At 42.3% G+C, this 18,089-nt stretch carries 15 protein-coding genes; 4 read left to right on the top strand and 11 right to left on the bottom strand.

The window, feature by feature from the left end; all coding sequences use genetic code 11:
* The first annotated feature begins 244 nt into the window (after positions 1-244).
* Positions 245-1,558 (top strand): histidinol dehydrogenase, encoded by a 1,314-nt coding sequence (gene hisD / locus FSB75_RS00075; RefSeq protein WP_146781221.1) that lies wholly within the window; start codon positions 245-247, stop codon positions 1,556-1,558.
* A 2-nt stretch (positions 1,559-1,560) separates the two neighbouring features.
* Positions 1,561-1,842: a LacI family DNA-binding transcriptional regulator gene (locus tag FSB75_RS00070; RefSeq protein WP_146781219.1), complete on the top strand. Its 282-nt coding sequence runs from the start codon at positions 1,561-1,563 to the stop codon at positions 1,840-1,842.
* A 51-nt stretch (positions 1,843-1,893) separates the two neighbouring features.
* Here FSB75_RS00070 and istB read toward each other — a convergent pair whose 3' ends face one another.
* Both istB and istA read right to left on the bottom strand, forming a co-directional pair.
* Positions 1,894-2,643 (bottom strand): IS21-like element helper ATPase IstB, encoded by a 750-nt coding sequence (gene istB, locus FSB75_RS00065; RefSeq protein ID WP_146781217.1) that lies wholly within the window; start codon positions 2,641-2,643, stop codon positions 1,894-1,896.
* A 24-nt stretch (positions 2,644-2,667) separates the two neighbouring features.
* A complete protein-coding gene (istA, locus tag FSB75_RS00060) occupies positions 2,668-4,197 on the bottom strand; it encodes an IS21 family transposase (protein ID WP_227990569.1) in 1,530 nt (509 codons plus the stop codon).
* Positions 4,198-4,251: 54 nt separating this feature from the next.
* Here istA and FSB75_RS00055 point away from each other — a divergent pair, with 54 nt between their 5' ends.
* Together FSB75_RS00055 and FSB75_RS00050 are read left to right on the top strand one after the other, a co-directional pair.
* Positions 4,252-5,226, top strand: coding sequence for a substrate-binding domain-containing protein (locus tag FSB75_RS00055; RefSeq protein ID WP_172623019.1), 975 nt, complete (start codon positions 4,252-4,254; stop codon positions 5,224-5,226).
* 399 nt (positions 5,227-5,625) lie between these two features.
* The gene (locus FSB75_RS00050) at positions 5,626-5,919 is read left to right on the top strand and encodes an integrase core domain-containing protein (RefSeq protein ID WP_394345173.1); all 294 of its coding nucleotides are present in this window, start codon (positions 5,626-5,628) and stop codon (positions 5,917-5,919) included.
* A gap of 339 nt (positions 5,920-6,258) precedes the next feature.
* On the opposite strand, the gene FSB75_RS00045 is transcribed toward FSB75_RS00050, so the two are convergent.
* From FSB75_RS00045 to FSB75_RS00005, 9 genes are all read right to left on the bottom strand, one after another.
* The gene (locus tag FSB75_RS00045; RefSeq protein ID WP_146781207.1) at positions 6,259-7,830 is read right to left on the bottom strand and encodes an SLC5 family protein; all 1,572 of its coding nucleotides are present in this window, start codon (positions 7,828-7,830) and stop codon (positions 6,259-6,261) included.
* Positions 7,827-9,200, bottom strand: a complete 1,374-nt coding sequence (locus FSB75_RS00040) for a neutral/alkaline non-lysosomal ceramidase N-terminal domain-containing protein (RefSeq protein WP_146781206.1) — start codon at positions 9,198-9,200, stop codon at positions 7,827-7,829. The genes FSB75_RS00045 and FSB75_RS00040 overlap by 4 nt, the downstream gene beginning before the upstream one ends.
* Before the next feature lie 12 nt (positions 9,201-9,212).
* Positions 9,213-9,980, bottom strand: a complete 768-nt coding sequence (locus FSB75_RS00035) for an SDR family NAD(P)-dependent oxidoreductase (RefSeq protein ID WP_146781204.1) — start codon at positions 9,978-9,980, stop codon at positions 9,213-9,215.
* A gap of 16 nt (positions 9,981-9,996) precedes the next feature.
* On the bottom strand, positions 9,997-11,175 hold the full coding sequence (dgoD, locus tag FSB75_RS00030) for a galactonate dehydratase (RefSeq protein ID WP_146781202.1): 1,179 nt from the start codon (positions 11,173-11,175) through the stop codon (positions 9,997-9,999).
* A 5-nt stretch (positions 11,176-11,180) separates the two neighbouring features.
* Complete coding sequence (locus FSB75_RS00025) at positions 11,181-12,515, bottom strand: aspartate aminotransferase family protein (protein ID WP_146781200.1); 1,335 nt, start codon at positions 12,513-12,515, stop codon at positions 11,181-11,183.
* 302 nt (positions 12,516-12,817) lie between these two features.
* Entirely contained in the window at positions 12,818-14,323 is a 1,506-nt protein-coding gene (locus tag FSB75_RS00020; RefSeq protein WP_146781198.1) for a RagB/SusD family nutrient uptake outer membrane protein, read from the bottom strand.
* Between the two features lie 18 nt (positions 14,324-14,341).
* Positions 14,342-15,661 carry a TonB-dependent receptor domain-containing protein gene (locus FSB75_RS00015; RefSeq protein WP_146781196.1) on the bottom strand — a complete coding sequence of 440 codons (1,320 nt, stop codon included), beginning with the start codon at positions 15,659-15,661 and terminating at the stop codon, positions 14,342-14,344.
* Entirely contained in the window at positions 15,570-16,121 is a 552-nt protein-coding gene (locus FSB75_RS00010) for a hypothetical protein (RefSeq protein WP_146781194.1), read from the bottom strand. The genes FSB75_RS00015 and FSB75_RS00010 overlap by 92 nt, the downstream gene beginning before the upstream one ends.
* 105 nt (positions 16,122-16,226) lie before the next feature.
* Positions 16,227-17,603, bottom strand: a complete 1,377-nt coding sequence (locus tag FSB75_RS00005; protein ID WP_146781191.1) for a carboxypeptidase-like regulatory domain-containing protein — start codon at positions 17,601-17,603, stop codon at positions 16,227-16,229.
* Between the last annotated feature and the right edge of the window lie 486 nt (positions 17,604-18,089).

Here is an 18,089-nt window from a genome sequence, read left to right as displayed (position 1 = left end):
GGAAGAAAAACGAGTCATATTTCCGAACAAATTTCTTGCATCACAAAAGCATAATTCTTATTTAATGAGAATAAAATTTTTTGTTTAAAAATTTTGAATACGTATTCAAAATTAATTAAGACATTTTTGTTCAGCTTAAAATTAATCTGTTTATTTACTTACCAGCTAAAGGTAAAACCGACTTCCACAATAGTTTGAATACGCACTCTGAAATAGGTTAAAAAAGGACAAAAAATTTACGCAAATGGCAACGTTCTTAAAAGAAGGTAAAACCGACTCTGAAATTCAAGCATCTGATTCTAAAGTGAAACAAATTGTTGCGGATATTCTGGCGCAGGTTGAAAAAGCCGGCGATGCTGCCGTTCGCGAATTGTCTTCAAAATTTGATAACTGGTCGCCTGACTCCTTCCGATTAAGCGATGAACAGATTGAGAAGACTGTTGCCTCTGTTCCTCCTTCGGTCATCAACGACATCAAGTTTGCGCAAGAGCAGATTAAAAACTTTGCCCAAAAACAAAGAGCTTCTGTTCATGACATTGAAGTAGAAACTTTGCCCGGTGTTTTCCTGGGCCATAAAAACATTCCCGTCAACAGTGCGGGTTGCTACATTCCTGGCGGCACGTATGCGATGGTTGCATCAGCGCACATGAGCATATTGACCGCAAAGGTTGCGGGTGTAAAACGGGTGATTGCCTGCACCCCGCCTATGAGAGGCGAAATACCCGCTGCAACGGTTGCTGCGATGCATTTGGCCGGCGCCGACGAAATTTACATTTTGGGTGGCATACAGGCCATGGCCGCTATGGCCCTCGGAACGGACAGCATAGAACCTGTTGACATGCTTGTTGGTCCAGGCAATTCATACGTGGCCGAAGCAAAACGACAATTGTACGGACGAGTGGGTATTGATTTGTTTGCCGGTCCGACTGAAGTATTAGTGATTGCTGACGAATCTTCGGACGCTGAAATAGTTGCATGCGATTTGCTCGGGCAGGCTGAACACGGGCCAACTTCTCCCGCAGCTTTAATCACCACCTCCAGGAAATTAGCAGACGAAACGGTGTTGGAAATAGAGCGGCAATTACAAACGCTTCCAACCGCCGCTATTGCCGGTAGGGCATGGGAAGATTACGGTACGATTATACTTGTTGAAAACGAAGCAGAAGCCGTGATGGAAGCAGACAAGCTGGCTTATGAACACGTGGAAGTGCTCACCAAAGACCCCGATTATTTTTTGAAAAACATGACCAACTACGGCGCACTGTTTCTTGGTCCGGAAACCAACGTTGCTTACGGTGATAAAGTCATTGGCACTAACCACACGCTACCAACCAAGAAAGCAGCAAAATACACGGGCGGCTTGTGGGTGGGCAAATTTTTAAAGAACTGCACCTACCAACGTTGCACTCCGGAGGCCAGCGCAAGAGTTGGCGAGTATGCATCACGCCTTTGCGAAATAGAAGGCTTTATGGCACACAAAGAGCAAGCGGACCTGCGGGTAAAGCGTTACGGAAATAGAGAGAAAAATGCCCGGATTCACGAAGAAAAAGCTGTTTGATTATGGGTCGCACGGAGACATCTCGCGGCAAGAAGGCTTACACTTCCGATGACGTAGCACAGTTAGCCGGCGTATCGCAGGCAACCGTTTCAAGAGTTTTTGCTGCCAACACGAATGTTTCGGAAAAAAAACGAAAAAAGGTTCTCGATGCAGCGGAGAAATTGGGTTATCATCCAAATGCCATCGCACGCAGTTTAAGTGTACACGCCGATGAAGGTGACCACATCAGGCCGTGGCAAGTTGACCACCTATTTTTGTGGCGAAGAAGAGCGGTTCATGTATGATTCGGTCGTAAATAATTTGCGTTGATTTTATTGAGTACGTTACTTACAAATTTAAGCCATTGCTTCTGTTGTTACGACGCTGCGTTTCTTTCTGAGTGACTCGCCTTTGAGTTCAAGGCGGTGAGCAGAGTGCACGATGCGGTCTAAGATGGCATCCGCAATGGTTTTCTCGCCAATGACTTCATACCATTTACTTACGGGGAGTTGGGATGTAATAATCAACGATCCTTTACCATGCCTATCTTCAATCAGTTCCATGAGAACTGCTCTGCTCGGGCTATCAAAAGGCTGCAGTCCAAAGTCATCAAGGATGAGTAAATGTTGCCGCTCGATTTTGGCGACTTCTTTCAGGTAAGAACCATCGGCTTTGCTCATTTTTAATTTGGAGAGTAGCTTGGGCAGGCTGTAATAAACCACCCGATAGCCCATCGAGCAGCCGTGATGGCCAAGCGCAGACGCAAGGTAGCTTTTGCCGCTACCGGTTGGACCGGTGATGAGGATACTTTCTGCTTTGTCAATAAAGCTACAGTCTGCATAACGCAGCAGCTGGTTCTTTTCCAGGTTTCGCTCGGGATGGTAATAAACGTCTTCGAGCAATGCCTTGTAGCGGAAGCGGGCATTTTTAATTTTTTGTTCAATGGATCGGTTTTGTCTTTCATCCCATTCCGCTTCGATCAGGTGAGCGGTGATCTCATCCGCTGTGTACGTATCGGCTCTTCCGGATTCAAGGTCGGTTTTAAAGGCCCTGTGCATGCCAAAGAGCTTCATTTGTTTCATTTTTTCCAGTGTGGTTGCGTTCATGTTCTTGTTTGTTTTTGATGTGATTTATTGATAGTAATGTTCGCCGCGGATGTTGTCGTGCAAAGGCATGGAGAGTTGTTCTGTTTCTGGTGACGGGTCTTTTTTGTCCAGCTCTTTTTCTAAAATAGTTTGGATGGTTTTGTAGTTATAGGCGCCGTAGCCCAAGGCCCGCTGACAGGCTTTGATCAACCGTTCTTTTTCGATCTTCTTTGCAAAACTTAAAATGCCCACACAGGACTTGTAGGCTTGTTCGGGATGTTGCTTGCGCTGAAGCACTTTTAAAATATACAGCTTCACATCCTCGTGGATGGCTTCTGCCCACGAGATGAACTTCTGGGGTGTCCATTCGGCGACAAAGCGGTGGGCGGAGGCCAGGTGCTCTTTGTCTGTGGTGTAGTGATAGGCAAGCCGTGCCCTTGTGTGCAGGGCAATGCGTTCGTAGTTGTAGTAGATCTCCACGGAGTGACGGGAGAAGAGCAGCTTCACTTTTTTGCCAATAAAGCGGTAGGGTACACTGTAGTAATGTTTGTCTGCACTCAGGGCCACATGACCGTTTTTGGCCACCGTGGCATACAAGCATTTTTTCAGTTCATAGCGAAGTGGCGGCAATGGCATCAGGGCTGCCCTTTCCACTTCTTCAAACTGCTGCCGACGGCTGTAGTTGCGGCCTTTTAGATGGGCATTGTTGTGTTCTTCCAGCGCTACTTTGATGGCGGCATTGAGCTGTTCGAGGCTGTGATAAACACGGGCCCGAACCTTTGCATAGATGCGTGAGTACACGATTTTAACGGCGTTTTCCACCAGGGCTTTGTCTCTGGGACGATAGGACCTTGCCGGAAGAATGGTTGTGCTGTAGTGCTGGGCAAAGTCAAGGAAGGTCTCGTTCAGTGTGGGTTCATACTTGCTGCTCTTTGTGACGGCTGATTTTAAATTATCCGGTACAATAGCTTGAGGCACACCGCCGCAAAAGTGAATGGCGTTCTCACACGCTGCGATAAAATCTTCTTTGCCTTGCGAGGCCACCGCTTCCACATACGTTAGTTGACTTGCACCCAGAATAGCAACAAACACTTCCACGGCTTTTATCTCACCGCTCACCGGATCAACAACACTGAGCTTGTCGCCGGCAAAGTCCACGTAGAGTTTGTCGCCGGCTTTGTGTTCCATGCGCATCACCGGATTGACCTGCGCCTTCCACCGAGCGTAGTAATGCTTGAACTGTGAGACACCAAAACCATCGGGATGAACGGCTTTGTACTGCTCCCAGAGCAACTGCCTGGTCATGCCTTTCTTTTTCAGTTCCTTGTCAATGGAGGGAAAGAGAGAAAACAGCGTTTGTAGCTTCTCGCTAATGGGTTGCTCCTGTGGTTTTACAAACAGTTCTTCGAGGTCCTTGTCACTTAGCTCACTGATCTCGTGGAAGGTTAGTTTGCTCTCAGTAAACTGTTTTAAGTACTTCTTTAGCGTGTTGCGGGCGATGCCTGTTTGGGCAGCGATTTGGAGCTTGCTGCGTCCTTGGTGATGCAATTGCAGGATGTGTCTGATTTTGCTCATGCGAACCGGATTGTTTGCCATGCATGCCGAGTTTTATTAGAAAACTTAGCACGAATGGTTCCGAATCACAGAAACTTTTTCTTCTTCTTTTCCGTGGTCAATTTGCTCCGGCGTGAGGTGGTCAATTTGGAGCGGCGAGACCCGGTCAACTTATTCCGGCGAACAGTGGTCAACTTCACCGGCGCTTACAGTTTAAGCACGAAAAAGACAAAACTGATTGGCATTGTTATTCGCAATTTTCAGAACCCTTTTTACACGTCGGCACTTTCAAAATTCTACCATCACCTGGCGTTGAAAGGATATCACCTGATTCTAATAAATGCAGAGAATGAATTGATTCAGGAAAAAGAAATCAATCAACTTTTGCATTATAGTGTGGAAGGCGTCATTATCACCGATGCCCTGTTGGGTTCAACCGAAGCGGAACGCTTTTCACGCCACAATATTTCCGTCGTGCTTTTTAACCGCTATGTTGACAACCTTAAACACAACGCGGTTTACGGAGACGATTATTTAGCCGGCCGGCAAATGGCAACTTATCTCACCGGCATGGGACATCAATCCTTTGCCTTTATTTCGGGTGAAACCAAATCATCTACAAACATCAACCGCAAGCGTGGATTTGAAGACGTGCTGAAAGAAAGAGGCATCAAAAAATGGGTGGTGCAGGAAGGCGCGTACAGCTACGAAAGCGGTTTTAAACTGGCGCAGGAACTGATGTCGAGACGAGAGAAGATTGATTGCATTTTTTGTGCAAACGACATCATTGCTATTGGTGCGATGGAAGGCATTCGCAAGATGGGCCTGCGCATTCCGAATGATGTTTCCGTTGCGGGTTGCGACAACATTTATGTCTCGGCCTGGCCGTCGTTTTCGCTAACAACCTGGGAACATTCAACCGAAGAAATGGTGGAAGAAGCCGTGAGGTTGTTGGTGGATGAAATTGCCGGCGAAACAAAAGAATACAAAACCGTGGTGGTGAAAGGAAGCTTGGTGATTCGGGATTCGGTTGCACGAAAGCAAGCATAATTTTTAAACTCTTTTTGAAAGATTTGGGTTTTTAAATCAGCATTCATCCTTCTAATTCGCGCAGAATATTGAGCGCATCAAAAGCAAGTGCCGTCAATGCCTGACCGATCTGTTCTTTGTTGAGGGGACCAATCAACTCCGAATCAATTCTTTGTTGGTGCAATGCCTAGGCAAGTGTTGTTATTACCTCTCCACCATCCTGGACGATTACAGCCGCTTTACAGTTCCCTGGGAGCTTTGTAAAACTATTAAAGCAGAAGATGTGCTGCGCACTGTGGAACGAACGATGTTGAAAGCTAATCTGCAATCTTGCCAAATGTCAAACTACTCTTGGATAGCGGTGATTGTTATGTAGCCTCGGAGTTAAAGCAATACCTAAAAACCGTTGATGGAAAGCACGTGCATGGAAAGCTTATGCGTCCTCAAACCCAAGGGAGGATTGAACGCTGTCACCGCTCGTTAAAAAAAGTGATACAACTGGATCATTACTATTGTCCCGAAGAACTAAATCAAGAATTGAAAAGCTTTAAGCATTATCACAACTACCAGCGTTATCACGAATTGCTTGATAACGTCACGCCCGCCAATGTGTATTTCGAAAAACGCGAACAGAACCTGAAACGAAGAGAAAAAACTAAGAGCAAACCGTCAAACAAAGAAGACGATTTTACCTTCTTGAGAAACAATGATTAATCCGAGCCCTTTTGCTTACAAAAAAACTACTCACCTAACTTAAACAAACAAAAACCTCCCTAATAATCACCATCCACCGGTCCACTTTCTTTGACATTATACACTTAAACACACCACAGACATTTTCCGGCGCTCATAAACAGAGAGTCCAGTCTCCTTATCGGCTACACAAGATCTCTGATAAATTCTTGTTTCGAATAACAAGTCCTCGCTTCACATGTTTGCACTTACTGATGATGAGTATGGTCTTCTTTAATTTAAGTTTATTGTTTACGATTACAGAAACTATATCAGCTTCATGCGATCTTCCGGTTGAAGTGAAAATGAATTCGAATCTGTTCAGGCATATCTTACATAAAAGAATAGTACCATCCCAGTGATAATCGCCCACCATATGAAAGGATTTCTCATCCCTTTTTGCTGAATCCTTTCAGAAGGTAATAATTGAAGACTTGCCCTATTCCAAATCATACCTACAAGCTCTTTCGCCGATTTTGGTTTTGTCAAAAGGCTGACACCAGCACACATCAGTATACAGCTCCAGAATACAATACCGGTGCGATTCATAAACGGCATATTGGGAAATAAATATTCAATTAAAAATGATAGCGGTATGGTTAAAATGCCTGCTGTTAATGCACCAGCATGGGTGGTTCGTTTCCATAATATTCCTAATAGGAACATAGCAGCAATTCCGGGAGTAAATAAACCGTAAGCGCTTAGCAAGTATAAGAACACTGGTTTGTCGGAATGTTCAATCAATAGAATAGTACAAAGGATACTCAAAGCAATAATAAGCACGCCGGAAATTCTGCCAAACTTTACTGATTGTGAGTCAGTCGCTTTTTTGTTTATATAGGGAAGATAAATATCCATTGTCAGAATTGTTGTACATGAATTAATAGCGCCGGAAAGATGTGACATGACCGCGGCAATCAATCCCGCCATCACGAGTCCGACCAATCCTGCAGGCAAAAGGTTTTTTACAAGTGTTGGAAATAAGAGATCGGGTTTATCCAGTACCGGAAATAATTTTGGCGCCACCAACGCAGGTATGGTTATCATCAAGGGAACGAGGAATTTGAGATAATCGCCAAAAATAATTCCTATCCTTGCATGCCACTCGCTTTTTGCTGCAAGTGTTCTCTGCACGATGAACTGATTTGTTGCACAATAAAAAACACTTATGCATAACGTTCCACCCAGGTACATTGTCCAGGGAAAATCGGGATCATTTGCAGGAAGTATGATGTGCCAGTTTTTTGAAGATTCAATTATAGTCGGAAGACCGCCTGCCGCATTGATGGTTGCAATAGACAATACCATTCCTCCCAATACTAAAACTCCCAACTGCATCATTTCTGTCCAAATGACGGCTTTTAATCCTCCTGCGATCGTATATATCCCGGTTGCAACGGAAATAACAAGAGCGCTTGTGATAATTGGAATGCCCAATAAAGAATGAAGTGAAAGTGCGCCAAGATAAAGCACAGCACCTATCTCTACAAGTATGTAGGTTAACAGCACCAATACCGAATACGTCATTCTTGCACCTGCACCGAACCGCTTCTGTAAAAATTCCGGCATTGTATAAAATCCGTTCCGGATATAAAAGGGAAGAAAAATCCATAACAAGGCATTGAATCCAATGAGAATTGCACCCCATTCCATGGCAATAGCAACAAATCCCCTGTTGTATGCTACACCCATGGCACCCACAAGATGATGACTGCTGATATTTGCTGCAATGATGCTTCCACCGATCATCCACCATGGAAGTTTATCGCCTGCCAGGAAATAATCCCGCTTTGTCCGTTTTACTCCTCGTGAAGTATAGATACCCACGACAAAGACTAAAATAATATACAGCAAAAAGATCGCTGCGTCCAAAAATGTAAGGTCTAATTTCATTTCCTGATTTTTTTTGCAGCATCAATAGCCATTTCGGTTAACAGTTCGAGGGACCCTTCTTTAAAGGGTGACTGCCATACCTGGTAAATATCCTTATCGTAAAGGTCAGCTGGTGGTAAGTATCCAATGTGCCCGTTAACAACATTCATTACAGCTACAGCGTCCGGATAAAATTCCTTGCGCAACTGCTGTTGAAAATCAGAATAAGTCTCATTTGATTGTCCGAATAATAGGGAATCGCCAAGCCGCCATACCCAGAGTGGCATAGAGGCGTTTTCACCGTCGCCAACACTTTTTCTGACATTTCGTTTTCTCCACAATCTTTCCTGCAACACACGGTCACTGCAATCATTTAGTTGTTGATCTATTTCAGCAAGTGATGGCAATGATTTAAGAGGTATCGTTATATAGGTTATTTGTCCTGAGATTGCTTTTGAAGGCGAAAAATCACGTTGCTTCCACACCGCCAATGGTGCGCCAGACTCTACTACCCTCTCAAAGCATAATTGTTTGTTGTGACCCATCATAGATTCCAGTACAGCTAATACCGAATAGCCAATCTGACGGCCATGTTTCTCTGCAACTTTTACATCACCCGTATATTGCTCGGCTGGAGCTAACTCTCCTGATGCTCCCTGCAGGAACAAACAAGGGGCGTCCGTTTCTGATTGGACCTTTTGCCGCATGGCTCCCACGTAATCGGGAGACAGCAAACGGTTTTCCCATGCAAGTGTTGTCGGATGACAGGCATAATTCACTATCGTTCCCAATATTATATTTTCATCGTTTGTGATCCTTCCTACAAGCAGTGTTTCATCACTGTTTTTACGAGGGTTGAAACCAACAACAAACCGGTTTTTTTCCTTTTCGAACAGGTCCCTGTTCTTTGCAAGATTACATTTGCCATATTGCCAGCTAAGTGTTGCAGGAACCGCTTCTGCTAATGCTTTTTGAATTGCAACGATAATTTTTTCCTGTACCTGTTCTAAGTATGGCGTTATAAGATCACCTCCAGGTTTCGCTATGTCCGACCTTGTTAGCCCCGGGCCGGCATGCGTATGGGAGAAGCATATCATTAGTTGTGCCGGATACATTGACAGAGCTTGTAAAACGCCACTGCGAAGAAATAATTCATCTTCTGAATCCTTAAAAAATCCCAAATCAAGAGAAATTAGAGCAAGAGGCTTATCATTTTTTGAAGATTGAAAAGTATTGCAAACAAGTATAAGGGGACTATGAACACCTTCTGCAACATCATATTCTGAGGCACCCCAGTTCCTCGAATATATTTCCACCGGCGGAGTTATGTCTGCACTTGATATTCCAATAAGCCCTGAGAAAGAAGGATGTTGTATTGAAGGTAGCACCATGTATTTATATTATTAAGACAGTAGTGATAGTCCGCCATCCATTAAAATTGTGCTGCCGGTCATGTGTTCATTTCCAGGATGACACAATTGAATTACCTGTAATGCCACCTGTTCAGCGCTCATAACTTTTTGAACAGGTACCCTGGATCGGGCTTTCTCTTCCAATTCCAAGTCTTGTTTCCATATGTTTCCGGATAAACCGGCCGCAACATATCCGAGAGCAAGTTCATTCACGAGAATATTATGGGGAGCGAGTTCAAGTGCCATGCATTTACATAACATCCGCATTGCGGCTTTGGAAACACAATAGGCAGGGATATGAGGATGCGGCGTATATCCGGCCCAACTTCCTATAAATACAACCCTGCCAGGTAGTTTATGTTGCAGCAACTTTGCAGTGCCGATCTGTGTTATATGAAATGCACCATCAAGGTTAACCCGCAATTCCCTGTTCCATTCCTCGGGAGTGATTTCATACAAAGAAGCGAGGGTTACCGTTGCTGCATTTGCAATTATAATTTCCGGGATTCCCTGTTTTAGTTCTACAGCATCTATCCACTCTTTAACTGACGCAGCATCAGTCACGTCCACCTGGGCATAGGTGCATGAAACATTATATTGTTTAAGAGAATCCAGAAATTCTGTAGCAGCATGATCAGGCTTTAAGTCACAAAGCGCAATATTTGACCCGTGTTTTGCAAATTCAATTGCCATAGCACGCCCAATATCACCCATACCGCCGCTAATCACTACCATTTTATTTACAAATAATTTTTCCATCAAGAATTATTTACAATTACCAATCACCCACACTTCCATCCTCATAAAATATCCGCTGTAAAACTTCTTGTTGGAATGGATGTTTTTTTACCTCCTTTTCATTTATTTCGATACCTATGCCTGGCTTTACATTAGGTCCAACTTTTCTTCCTTTCTTTTCTACAGAATAACTTTCTGTAACCACATCGCTACGCCAGGGAACATCATTATGTACATTCTCACAAATAACATAAGACGTCGAAGAAAATCCAAATTCAATTGAAGCAGCCGTACTTACCGGCCCCTGGGGGTTATGGGGTGCAACGGATACCCGGTAGGCTTCTGCCATTGCTGCTATACGCCTTACCTCACTTAAACCACCACAATGGGTAATATCTGGCTGAATCACACTTGCAGCTCTTTTCTCGAATACTTCACGAAAAGCATGAATGCCAACCAACCGTTCTCCCGTGGCAATGGGAGTTTTAACCGACCGCTGGATCTGAGCAATATCATCCATAACTTCCGGCCAGCAAGGCTCCTCAAAAAAATACAATCCATAAGGTTCAAGCGCTTTGGCAAATTGAAGGCCCATGGCAGGTGACGGTCTTGCATGGCAATCAACCATAATATCAATATCATCTCCTACAGCTTCACGCATGGCTTTCACACATGCCTCAGCATATTTCACCGGACGAAGCCCTTCAAGTGGCATTGTGCCGGGTACCGCCATGGATTTAAAGGCAGTGAATCCTTCTTCCACAGCAGACAAAGCAAGTTCTGCAAACCGATTTGCATCGTCGGCCTGCGTTTGATAAAAGTCTTCCATCTTACCGCCACCAAGGTGACAGTACAATCTTATATAATCCCTCACCCGACCGCCCCATAGCTGATGACAGGGTACATTATGAATCTTTCCGGCAATATCCCATAAGGCGATATCAATACCACTCATAGCCGTGCCGCGTACAACATTATTGCCATGCCAGAAATGCTGCCGATACATCATTTGCCAGATATACTCGATCCGGGTAGGGTCTTCACCAACAATTAACTCCGAGATATCTTCAATTGCCCCAATAACCGACCGGGTATGCCATTCCAGCGTTGCTTCACCCCAGCCCCACAATCCCGGTTGGTCTGTCACTACTTTTACAAAAATCCAGTTGCGCATCCTGGCGTTGCAGACAAATGTTTCTATAGAAGTGATCTTCATTTTTGTTAGATTTTTCCATTTAAAATGGATACAACCTCTTTTGTTTGTTCCAATGTCTTTTCAATATCCAAAACTGAGTGGGCAAATGAAATGCTTCCCTGCTTAATAGGTAACGGGAATTGATAAATCCCTCTTTGGATCAAATTAATGCGGTATTCCTTATCGAGTAAAAAATTATTATTCAGAGCAATATCATGAAAATCCAACGGAGCATGATCCATAAAGTACACACAGAAAGCAGACCCCTGGCGTGCAATAAAAAAGGGTGTATCTAATTTTTGAAAAATTTCATTAAATCCTTTATCTAACATGGCTCCCAGCTTTTCCACATGTTCATAAACCCCAAACTCAGTTGATGAAAGTTTTTCAAGACAGGCTAAAGCTGCGACTGTTGTGATGGGATGTGCATTGAAAGTGCCGGCGATGAGTGCACGGTATTCCTTATCAGGATGTATAAAGTAATCCATGTACATTTTTTTGCCGCCAATAACCCCCATCGGATATCCATTTGCTATTGCCTTTCCAAATGAACTGAGGTCTGGAGTTACTCCGCAAAGACTCTGATATCCTCCCAATGCATGCCGGAACCCTGTCTTAACCTCATCGAAAATGAGAAGAAAATTATTTTCATCTGCTGTTTTCCTTAACCATTCAAGATAACCTTCGGCTGGTTTAACGATTCCAATATTTTGCAGGATGGGTTCCAGTATTATACATGCAACGGGGTACCGTTTTATCACATAAAGCACAGAATCCGGATCATTGAAATTGATAATATGGACCAATGATTTATGAACATTTGGTATTCCGGCAGACAGTGAATCAAAAGGGTATTCGCCAGGGCTTACCCTTGGCCCAACATCATTGATTGTACTGATGACATTTGCTGCCACATCATTGTGCCATCCGTTGTACCCACCCTGTATTATTATGATGTGATCACGGCGTGTTACAGCACGGGCAATTCTTATCGCATGGTAAGTAGCTTCGGAACCGGTTGTTGTAATTTGAATTTTTTCAACGGATGGAACGCATTTACAAAATAGTTCGGCAAATTTTCCTTCATTATCTGTAGGGCCGGCCCCCATCAAAATTCTATTATCAACGATAGCATTGCTTACCGCAGCATTAACGTCCGGATCATTGTGCCCAAGAAATGCAGCCGCAAACCCCGACTGGTAATCAATATATTCATTCCCGTCTATATCCCAAACGTGGCTCCCTTTTCCTTTAGTAAAACAAATATTGGGATCCGATTTACGGTTCAGCGATACAACCCCTCCCGGTATCCACTGTTCATTATCTTTTAATATGCCCGATGATTTCGGCCAGGAATTCATTTTTTATGTTTTAATGAAAAAAAATAATCCGGGAAAATGATTTCTCAATTTTTAAAAAATCTGCGCCGGAATAATGCTTGTAAGGCTAACGTAAAATTAAAAGCCTAAGATGCCATAAACACTACGAAATTTACCAATAGTCAATACTATTTTGAACGTTTCTTTAATCCCTTCATCAAATATCTTAATGTAACACAGTCGCAAACCTAATGACACGATTGAACTGAATTGTATTCAAATAATTAATATATTATTGGGCGGCTTTATTCGATAAAAACAACTCTGAATTTTTTTTCATCATTTTAATAACCCGGATTCTGTTTGACTTTAGTTTCCACTGCCAGCACTGCATTTGATATGGGAAACAAGAGTAAGTAATCCTGCCCTGCCCTACTCTGTAGCGATGGAACTAACTGAAATGCTTTCCCAAAACGAACAAGGTCCCACCAACGCTTACCCTCGACCATTAGCTCCAATAATCTTTCTTTCAAAATAGCATCGTCATTCTGATTCTTTGTTCCATTTACAAAAGAATGGGCAGAAAAATTTGAACCGTACGCTCTTTGCCTGACCATGTTCATTTCCGGTGTTGGATCCTGGCCTAAAGCATTTTTTGCCTCAGCCTTCAATAATAAAATATCTGCATACCTATAAAGAATAATATCATCATAAAACCACCTGACCCCGCCAATTACTGTTCCCCTGAATTTTAATGTAATTGTCGCTAGATATCCTGTTTGTGCACACGAAGAATTATACGTATACAGATCCACGTATGTTGCAGCTTTCCTCAGATCATCATTCGTAAATGCATTCCTTGCCGCTGGAGATAATTGCCAGGCATGGTTTGAATTAGTACCTGTTGTTATCCCTAGCAGATCCTTGGTGGCCTGGGGTGTACAGGCGGGAACAATGAAGCCATACATAAGGCCTGTATATCCTTGTACACCCTCTCCATCAGCCAATCTTATACTCATTATGATTTCATTGTTTCCCTTTTTATTATAGTCAAATACATCAGCGAAATTTGGAAGTAACGACAAGCTGGAAGCAGTTTGTACATCATTAAGTGCAGTGAGGGCAGTCGTGAAATCTTGCGAGCCCCCGTTTAAAAGCTTGCCGGTCCATAAATAAACCTCCGCTTTAAGAGAATTAGACGCAGGTTTTGACCAGCGAAATCTTCCTGCTGGAAAACTATTATCTGGAAAAAGCTGAAGTGCTTTTTCCAAGTCGGCTTTTATTAATTTAAAAACTTCTTCTTTTGGAGACCTTTCCTTCTGGACTTCTTCCGGATTAAATGATTCCATTGGCTCCGTCCTTATGATAAGGTCGCCCCAGGTCCTGACCATAATGAAATAGACGTATGCACGCATGGTATAAGCTTGTGCCAAAAGATTATTTTTAACAGCACCTGACTGAAACGTTATGTCGGGTACATATTTTAATACCAAGTTTGCTGCATTTATGATCGAATAATATCCCACCCATGATGGACCAGCGTTATTAGCAGTTAAGCTGTTTTGGTAATAAATATCGAAGCCTGTCGAACCTGCTGTCCCATAAGTCATGATCTCACTTCTAGCCTCCCCCAAAAAATAATTATTGTATTGAAAAGAACCCGAAAGCCCTGCCTGAGACCTTAGTCCGACATACATAGCTGTTAGGCCCGCCTGCGCATCATTTTCATTTTTCCAGAATGAAGCTGCCGTAATAGAGCTTATTGGTTCGATTGTTAATTTTTTATTGCACGATGAAACAGCTATAGAAATAAATCCTGCAAAAGACAGTATTACAAATAATTTTTTCATGATGAGTGATTGATTAAATTAGAACGAAAGACTTGCCCCGAAAATAAAATTTCGTGATAATGGATAACGTCCGTTATCTACCCCCCCGTCCTCTGGAACCACGCCTCCGAGAAGGCCTGCTTTCGAAAAATAGTGAAGGTTGTTACCCGTAAGATTTAACCGCAAACTATTCATTCCAACTTTTTTCATCACGCTTGCTGGTACGGTATAACTCAACGTAATTTCCCTTAAAGCTAGAAAGTCACCTTTTAGAAAATACGCGCTGGAACCCCTTCCTATATTTTGCTTTGGGTCAAGCCACATATATTGAGGAACAGTAGTAACATCTCCCTGTTTTTTCCATCCATTTTTAACCATATTAATTGTCATACTTATATCACCTGCACCATTTTGATCAAATGTTTTGGAAAGCTGATCTTCAATACTGTGGCCTAATGTATAATCCATTCGTACGGTTAAGCTGATGTTTTTATAAGTGAAATAATTATGTATTCCGCCAAACATTGTAGGATAAATGTTGCCGATATATACGCGGTCCCTTGCATCGATGGTCCCGTTACCATCTGTATCCTGCCAAATAACATCCCCGCCGCTTCTTTTAAAATTGTTGGCAACTCCATTTACGTAAGCAAGATCCTGGGGACCAGCGGCTGCATCTGCATCTGTCGCGTAAACTCCTAGGGCTTTGTAAGCAAACAACTCTCCAATGGTTCCACCTTCCTGCAGTCCTCCTTTCCATACATATGATTTTGTGGATGCATCCCATAACAATTCTCCACCCACCCTATTTTTTTCCACGCCGTTAAAGGGTAACTTTAATATCTTGTTTTTTGTTTTTGTAAAAGTTATAGCCGTTTCCCATTGAAAAGCAGAAGATGCCGGAAAAAATCTTCCGTTTAATTCCAGCTCAATTCCTTTACCTTCCAAACTGCCATAGTTTGTCAAAATACTTCCAAAGCCTGTGGACGGCGGCAAATTCAACGTGGTTACAAGATTATCAGTTACCCTTCTGAATACATCGAATAATATATTAACCCTACTATTAAAAATACCGATATCCGCTCCAAAGTCCAGCGTTTTCGATTGTTCCCATCTTAGATCTGCATTTGGCAAAACTGTATTTTGAATGGCTGAGGCTCCACCATAAACTGCTCCTGAAGCATAACTACCCTGTGCTGTGTAATCTCCCAGAAGTCCGAGATTTCCATTTACACCATAACTTGCTCTTAACTTCAAACGTAACTTGTCATGAATAGCCAGTGCTTTCCAAAAATCTTCCTTGTATATATTCCATCCGCCTGATATTCCGGGGAAAAAATCCCCACTGGTGCTTTTCACCTAAATTGGAAGCGCCATCATATCGGCCGTTAATTGTAAGTAGATACTTTTGCCTGAAATTATAATCAATATTATACAGGTATGATAATATAAGCCTTTCACTAACTGCGCTGCTAATTGAATTACGCGTTGTTGCAGCATTCAAGGTTTGAATATTATCTGTTGCGGCACCCTGCCCTGAAGCGGAGAGATTATAAGTTTTACTTCCAACATACGCAAAGCCTGCTAATGCACTTATACTGTGCTCACGGTGAAACTGCATTTTGTAATTGAATATTGCATCAACCTGTTTTTGTCTAAACGAATTGTAACCAGCGGACATCACCCTTGTGGTGATCAGCGCAGTTCCATTATAGTACTGAGGTAAAAAAGTGTTTGTATTGCTAGTATTAATATACAATGACGCAAGTGGATCAAAAGAAAGGCCAGGCAAAATCTCAAAGTGTGAGCCGATGGACAACGTTAATCTATCATTTGTTAATTCATCTCCCTTATTATCCCATATGGGAAGGTAATAATCCGGATTGCCCAGGAAGTATTAAAACCCGGTGCAATTGTTCCGTCTTCAAAACGATATTTTGCAGTGTGAGGCAGCGCTGTATATCTTTGAAGAGGCATTGTTTCCAACAGGGGCAATGTGATTATCGCCACTACGCTGATATCCCACCCTGCCTGTAAATGATAATTTATCATTCGCTTTCAAATCTCCGTTCAGGTTAAATGTTGTTCTGTTATAATCGCTTGTTTTAATAACTCCTTGAGCGTACATATATCCAGCGCCCATATTAAAGGTTGCTCGATCGTTACCCCCTGACACAGATATATAATGATTATGTGACTTCCCTTTTTGATATAACAACGGTTGAAAATCGGTATCCTTAAAAATGATTGTTTTGGTGGGATCAAATGGATCGGTCATTGACTCCCAGCCTTCGTTCAATTTATACTGATTCTGAGGTGTAAGGTATTGAGGTGTCCACAAAGTATTCTTTGTTAAATCATTCCCTACGCCTGCTGAAGCGGTAACAGTAGGACCCAGATTAGTTAACCTAATCGGAACAAATACAGCTGATGCCATGAATCCTCTTCTGGTTGTTTCGATGTAATCTCTTGCTGAAGGAAACTCATAAGTATGCATGGTTTCAGAATTCACAAAATCATATTTATAAGTCACCTGGGTTTTACCAGGCTTTCCTGATTTCGTTTTCACCAATACCACACCATTCGACCCTCTGGCACCATAGAGAGAAGTCGCCGCTGCATCCTTCAAAACCTGAATAGATTCCACATCATCCGGTGAAAGATCATTAAGATCGCGGATCACTCCATCAACAATATATAGGGGAGATGAACCATTAGGATTATTAATGGACGTGCCTCCACGTATTATAACCCGCGGAGCAGCACCCGGTTGACCGCTGGTTGTTTGTACGACTACACCCGCCATAGTACCCTGCATACCAGTTGCAAGGTTCTGGAAAGGGATATTTTCCAAAACCTTTATGTCCAGTTTTGAGATAGATGTAGTAAGAGTTGTCCGGTCCTGTGTCTTATAACCTGTTATGATTACTTCATTTAGATTTGACGTTTTTCCCGCCAGCGTGAGATCAACAGATGCTCGTCCATTCAAATTAATTTCTTGAGTAGTAAATCCAATCATACTAAATATCAATGCACTATTTTGGTCAAGTACTGAAATGGAATAACTGCCGTTTTTATCAGATGTTGTTCCGATAGAGGAATTTTTTACATTAATGCTAACTCCTGATAGTGGCTCTCCTTTTAAGTCCCTGACCGTACCTGTAACGGAATGCTGAGCCAGAGCCGTGGTTGAAAGTGCTAAAATGAAGAAATAAACAAAAAGATTTTTTTTAGACATCCTAATTTTTTTTGAACCAAGCCACGAGAAAAAAAAATTAAGTAGTGTAAATAATTCTTTCATAATACATGGTTTAAAAATTTATCGTAAAAAATTTTACAACCTGTGAATTAATAGCATTTGAGTTCAATTAATAGGATGAATGGGATTCCTTTTGAAGACGTCTGGCAAATTTGTTGGGCTCTGGATAAAATCCCTTGAACAACTAGAATCGACTTAATATTTCAACACAATCATGTGCCTTTTGAACTGTTAGTTTATTAATTGTAACCAAATTATTTGCGGCTCTGCTTCTAAACAAATGTAGAAGAGCCGATGCGTAATTATTTTACTCAGTTTGTCCAATGCTGAAAGTATTTTATCATTTTCCAAATGACAACCGTATAAATTTTTTATGACGAATAACCATAAAAAACTGTTTTGTCTATTCGCAATGGTAGAAGGCTTCAGGGATCTTTATGCTTAAAAAAATTAAATTTGAAAACATTTTAAGCCTTTATGAAACCATTATTGTTTGATGTAAAGTCTTTATTAAATGATTCTATCTAT

Origin of the sequence: Flavisolibacter ginsenosidimutans (genome assembly GCF_007970805.1) — a bacterium.
Classification (GTDB): Bacteria; Bacteroidota; Bacteroidia; order Chitinophagales; family Chitinophagaceae; genus Flavisolibacter; species Flavisolibacter ginsenosidimutans.
Note: the sequence above shows the minus strand (reverse complement) of the source record. Positions and strands in the feature narration are given on the sequence as shown.

Excerpts from the sequence above, each read along its gene's own strand:
- FSB75_RS00025 (WP_146781200.1), bottom strand. The coding sequence starts at position 12,515 with ATGAATTCCTGGCCGAAATCATCGGGCATATTAAAAGATAATGAACAG.
- FSB75_RS00020 (WP_146781198.1), bottom strand. The coding sequence starts at position 14,323 with ATGAAAAAATTATTTGTAATACTGTCTTTTGCAGGATTTATTTCTATA.
- FSB75_RS00035 (WP_146781204.1), bottom strand. The coding sequence starts at position 9,980 with ATGGAAAAATTATTTGTAAATAAAATGGTAGTGATTAGCGGCGGTATG.
- FSB75_RS00005 (WP_146781191.1), bottom strand. The coding sequence starts at position 17,603 with ATGAAAGAATTATTTACACTACTTAATTTTTTTTTCTCGTGGCTTGGT.
- FSB75_RS00040 (WP_146781206.1), bottom strand. The coding sequence starts at position 9,200 with ATGGTGCTACCTTCAATACAACATCCTTCTTTCTCAGGGCTTATTGGA.
- FSB75_RS00055 (WP_172623019.1), top strand. The coding sequence starts at position 4,252 with ATGGTTCCGAATCACAGAAACTTTTTCTTCTTCTTTTCCGTGGTCAAT.
- hisD (WP_146781221.1), top strand. The coding sequence starts at position 245 with ATGGCAACGTTCTTAAAAGAAGGTAAAACCGACTCTGAAATTCAAGCA.
- dgoD (WP_146781202.1), bottom strand. The coding sequence starts at position 11,175 with ATGAAGATCACTTCTATAGAAACATTTGTCTGCAACGCCAGGATGCGC.
- istA (WP_227990569.1), bottom strand. The coding sequence starts at position 4,197 with ATGAGCAAAATCAGACACATCCTGCAATTGCATCACCAAGGACGCAGC.
- istB (WP_146781217.1), bottom strand. The coding sequence starts at position 2,643 with ATGAACGCAACCACACTGGAAAAAATGAAACAAATGAAGCTCTTTGGC.
- FSB75_RS00070 (WP_146781219.1), top strand. The coding sequence starts at position 1,561 with ATGGGTCGCACGGAGACATCTCGCGGCAAGAAGGCTTACACTTCCGAT.
- FSB75_RS00045 (WP_146781207.1), bottom strand. The coding sequence starts at position 7,830 with ATGAAATTAGACCTTACATTTTTGGACGCAGCGATCTTTTTGCTGTAT.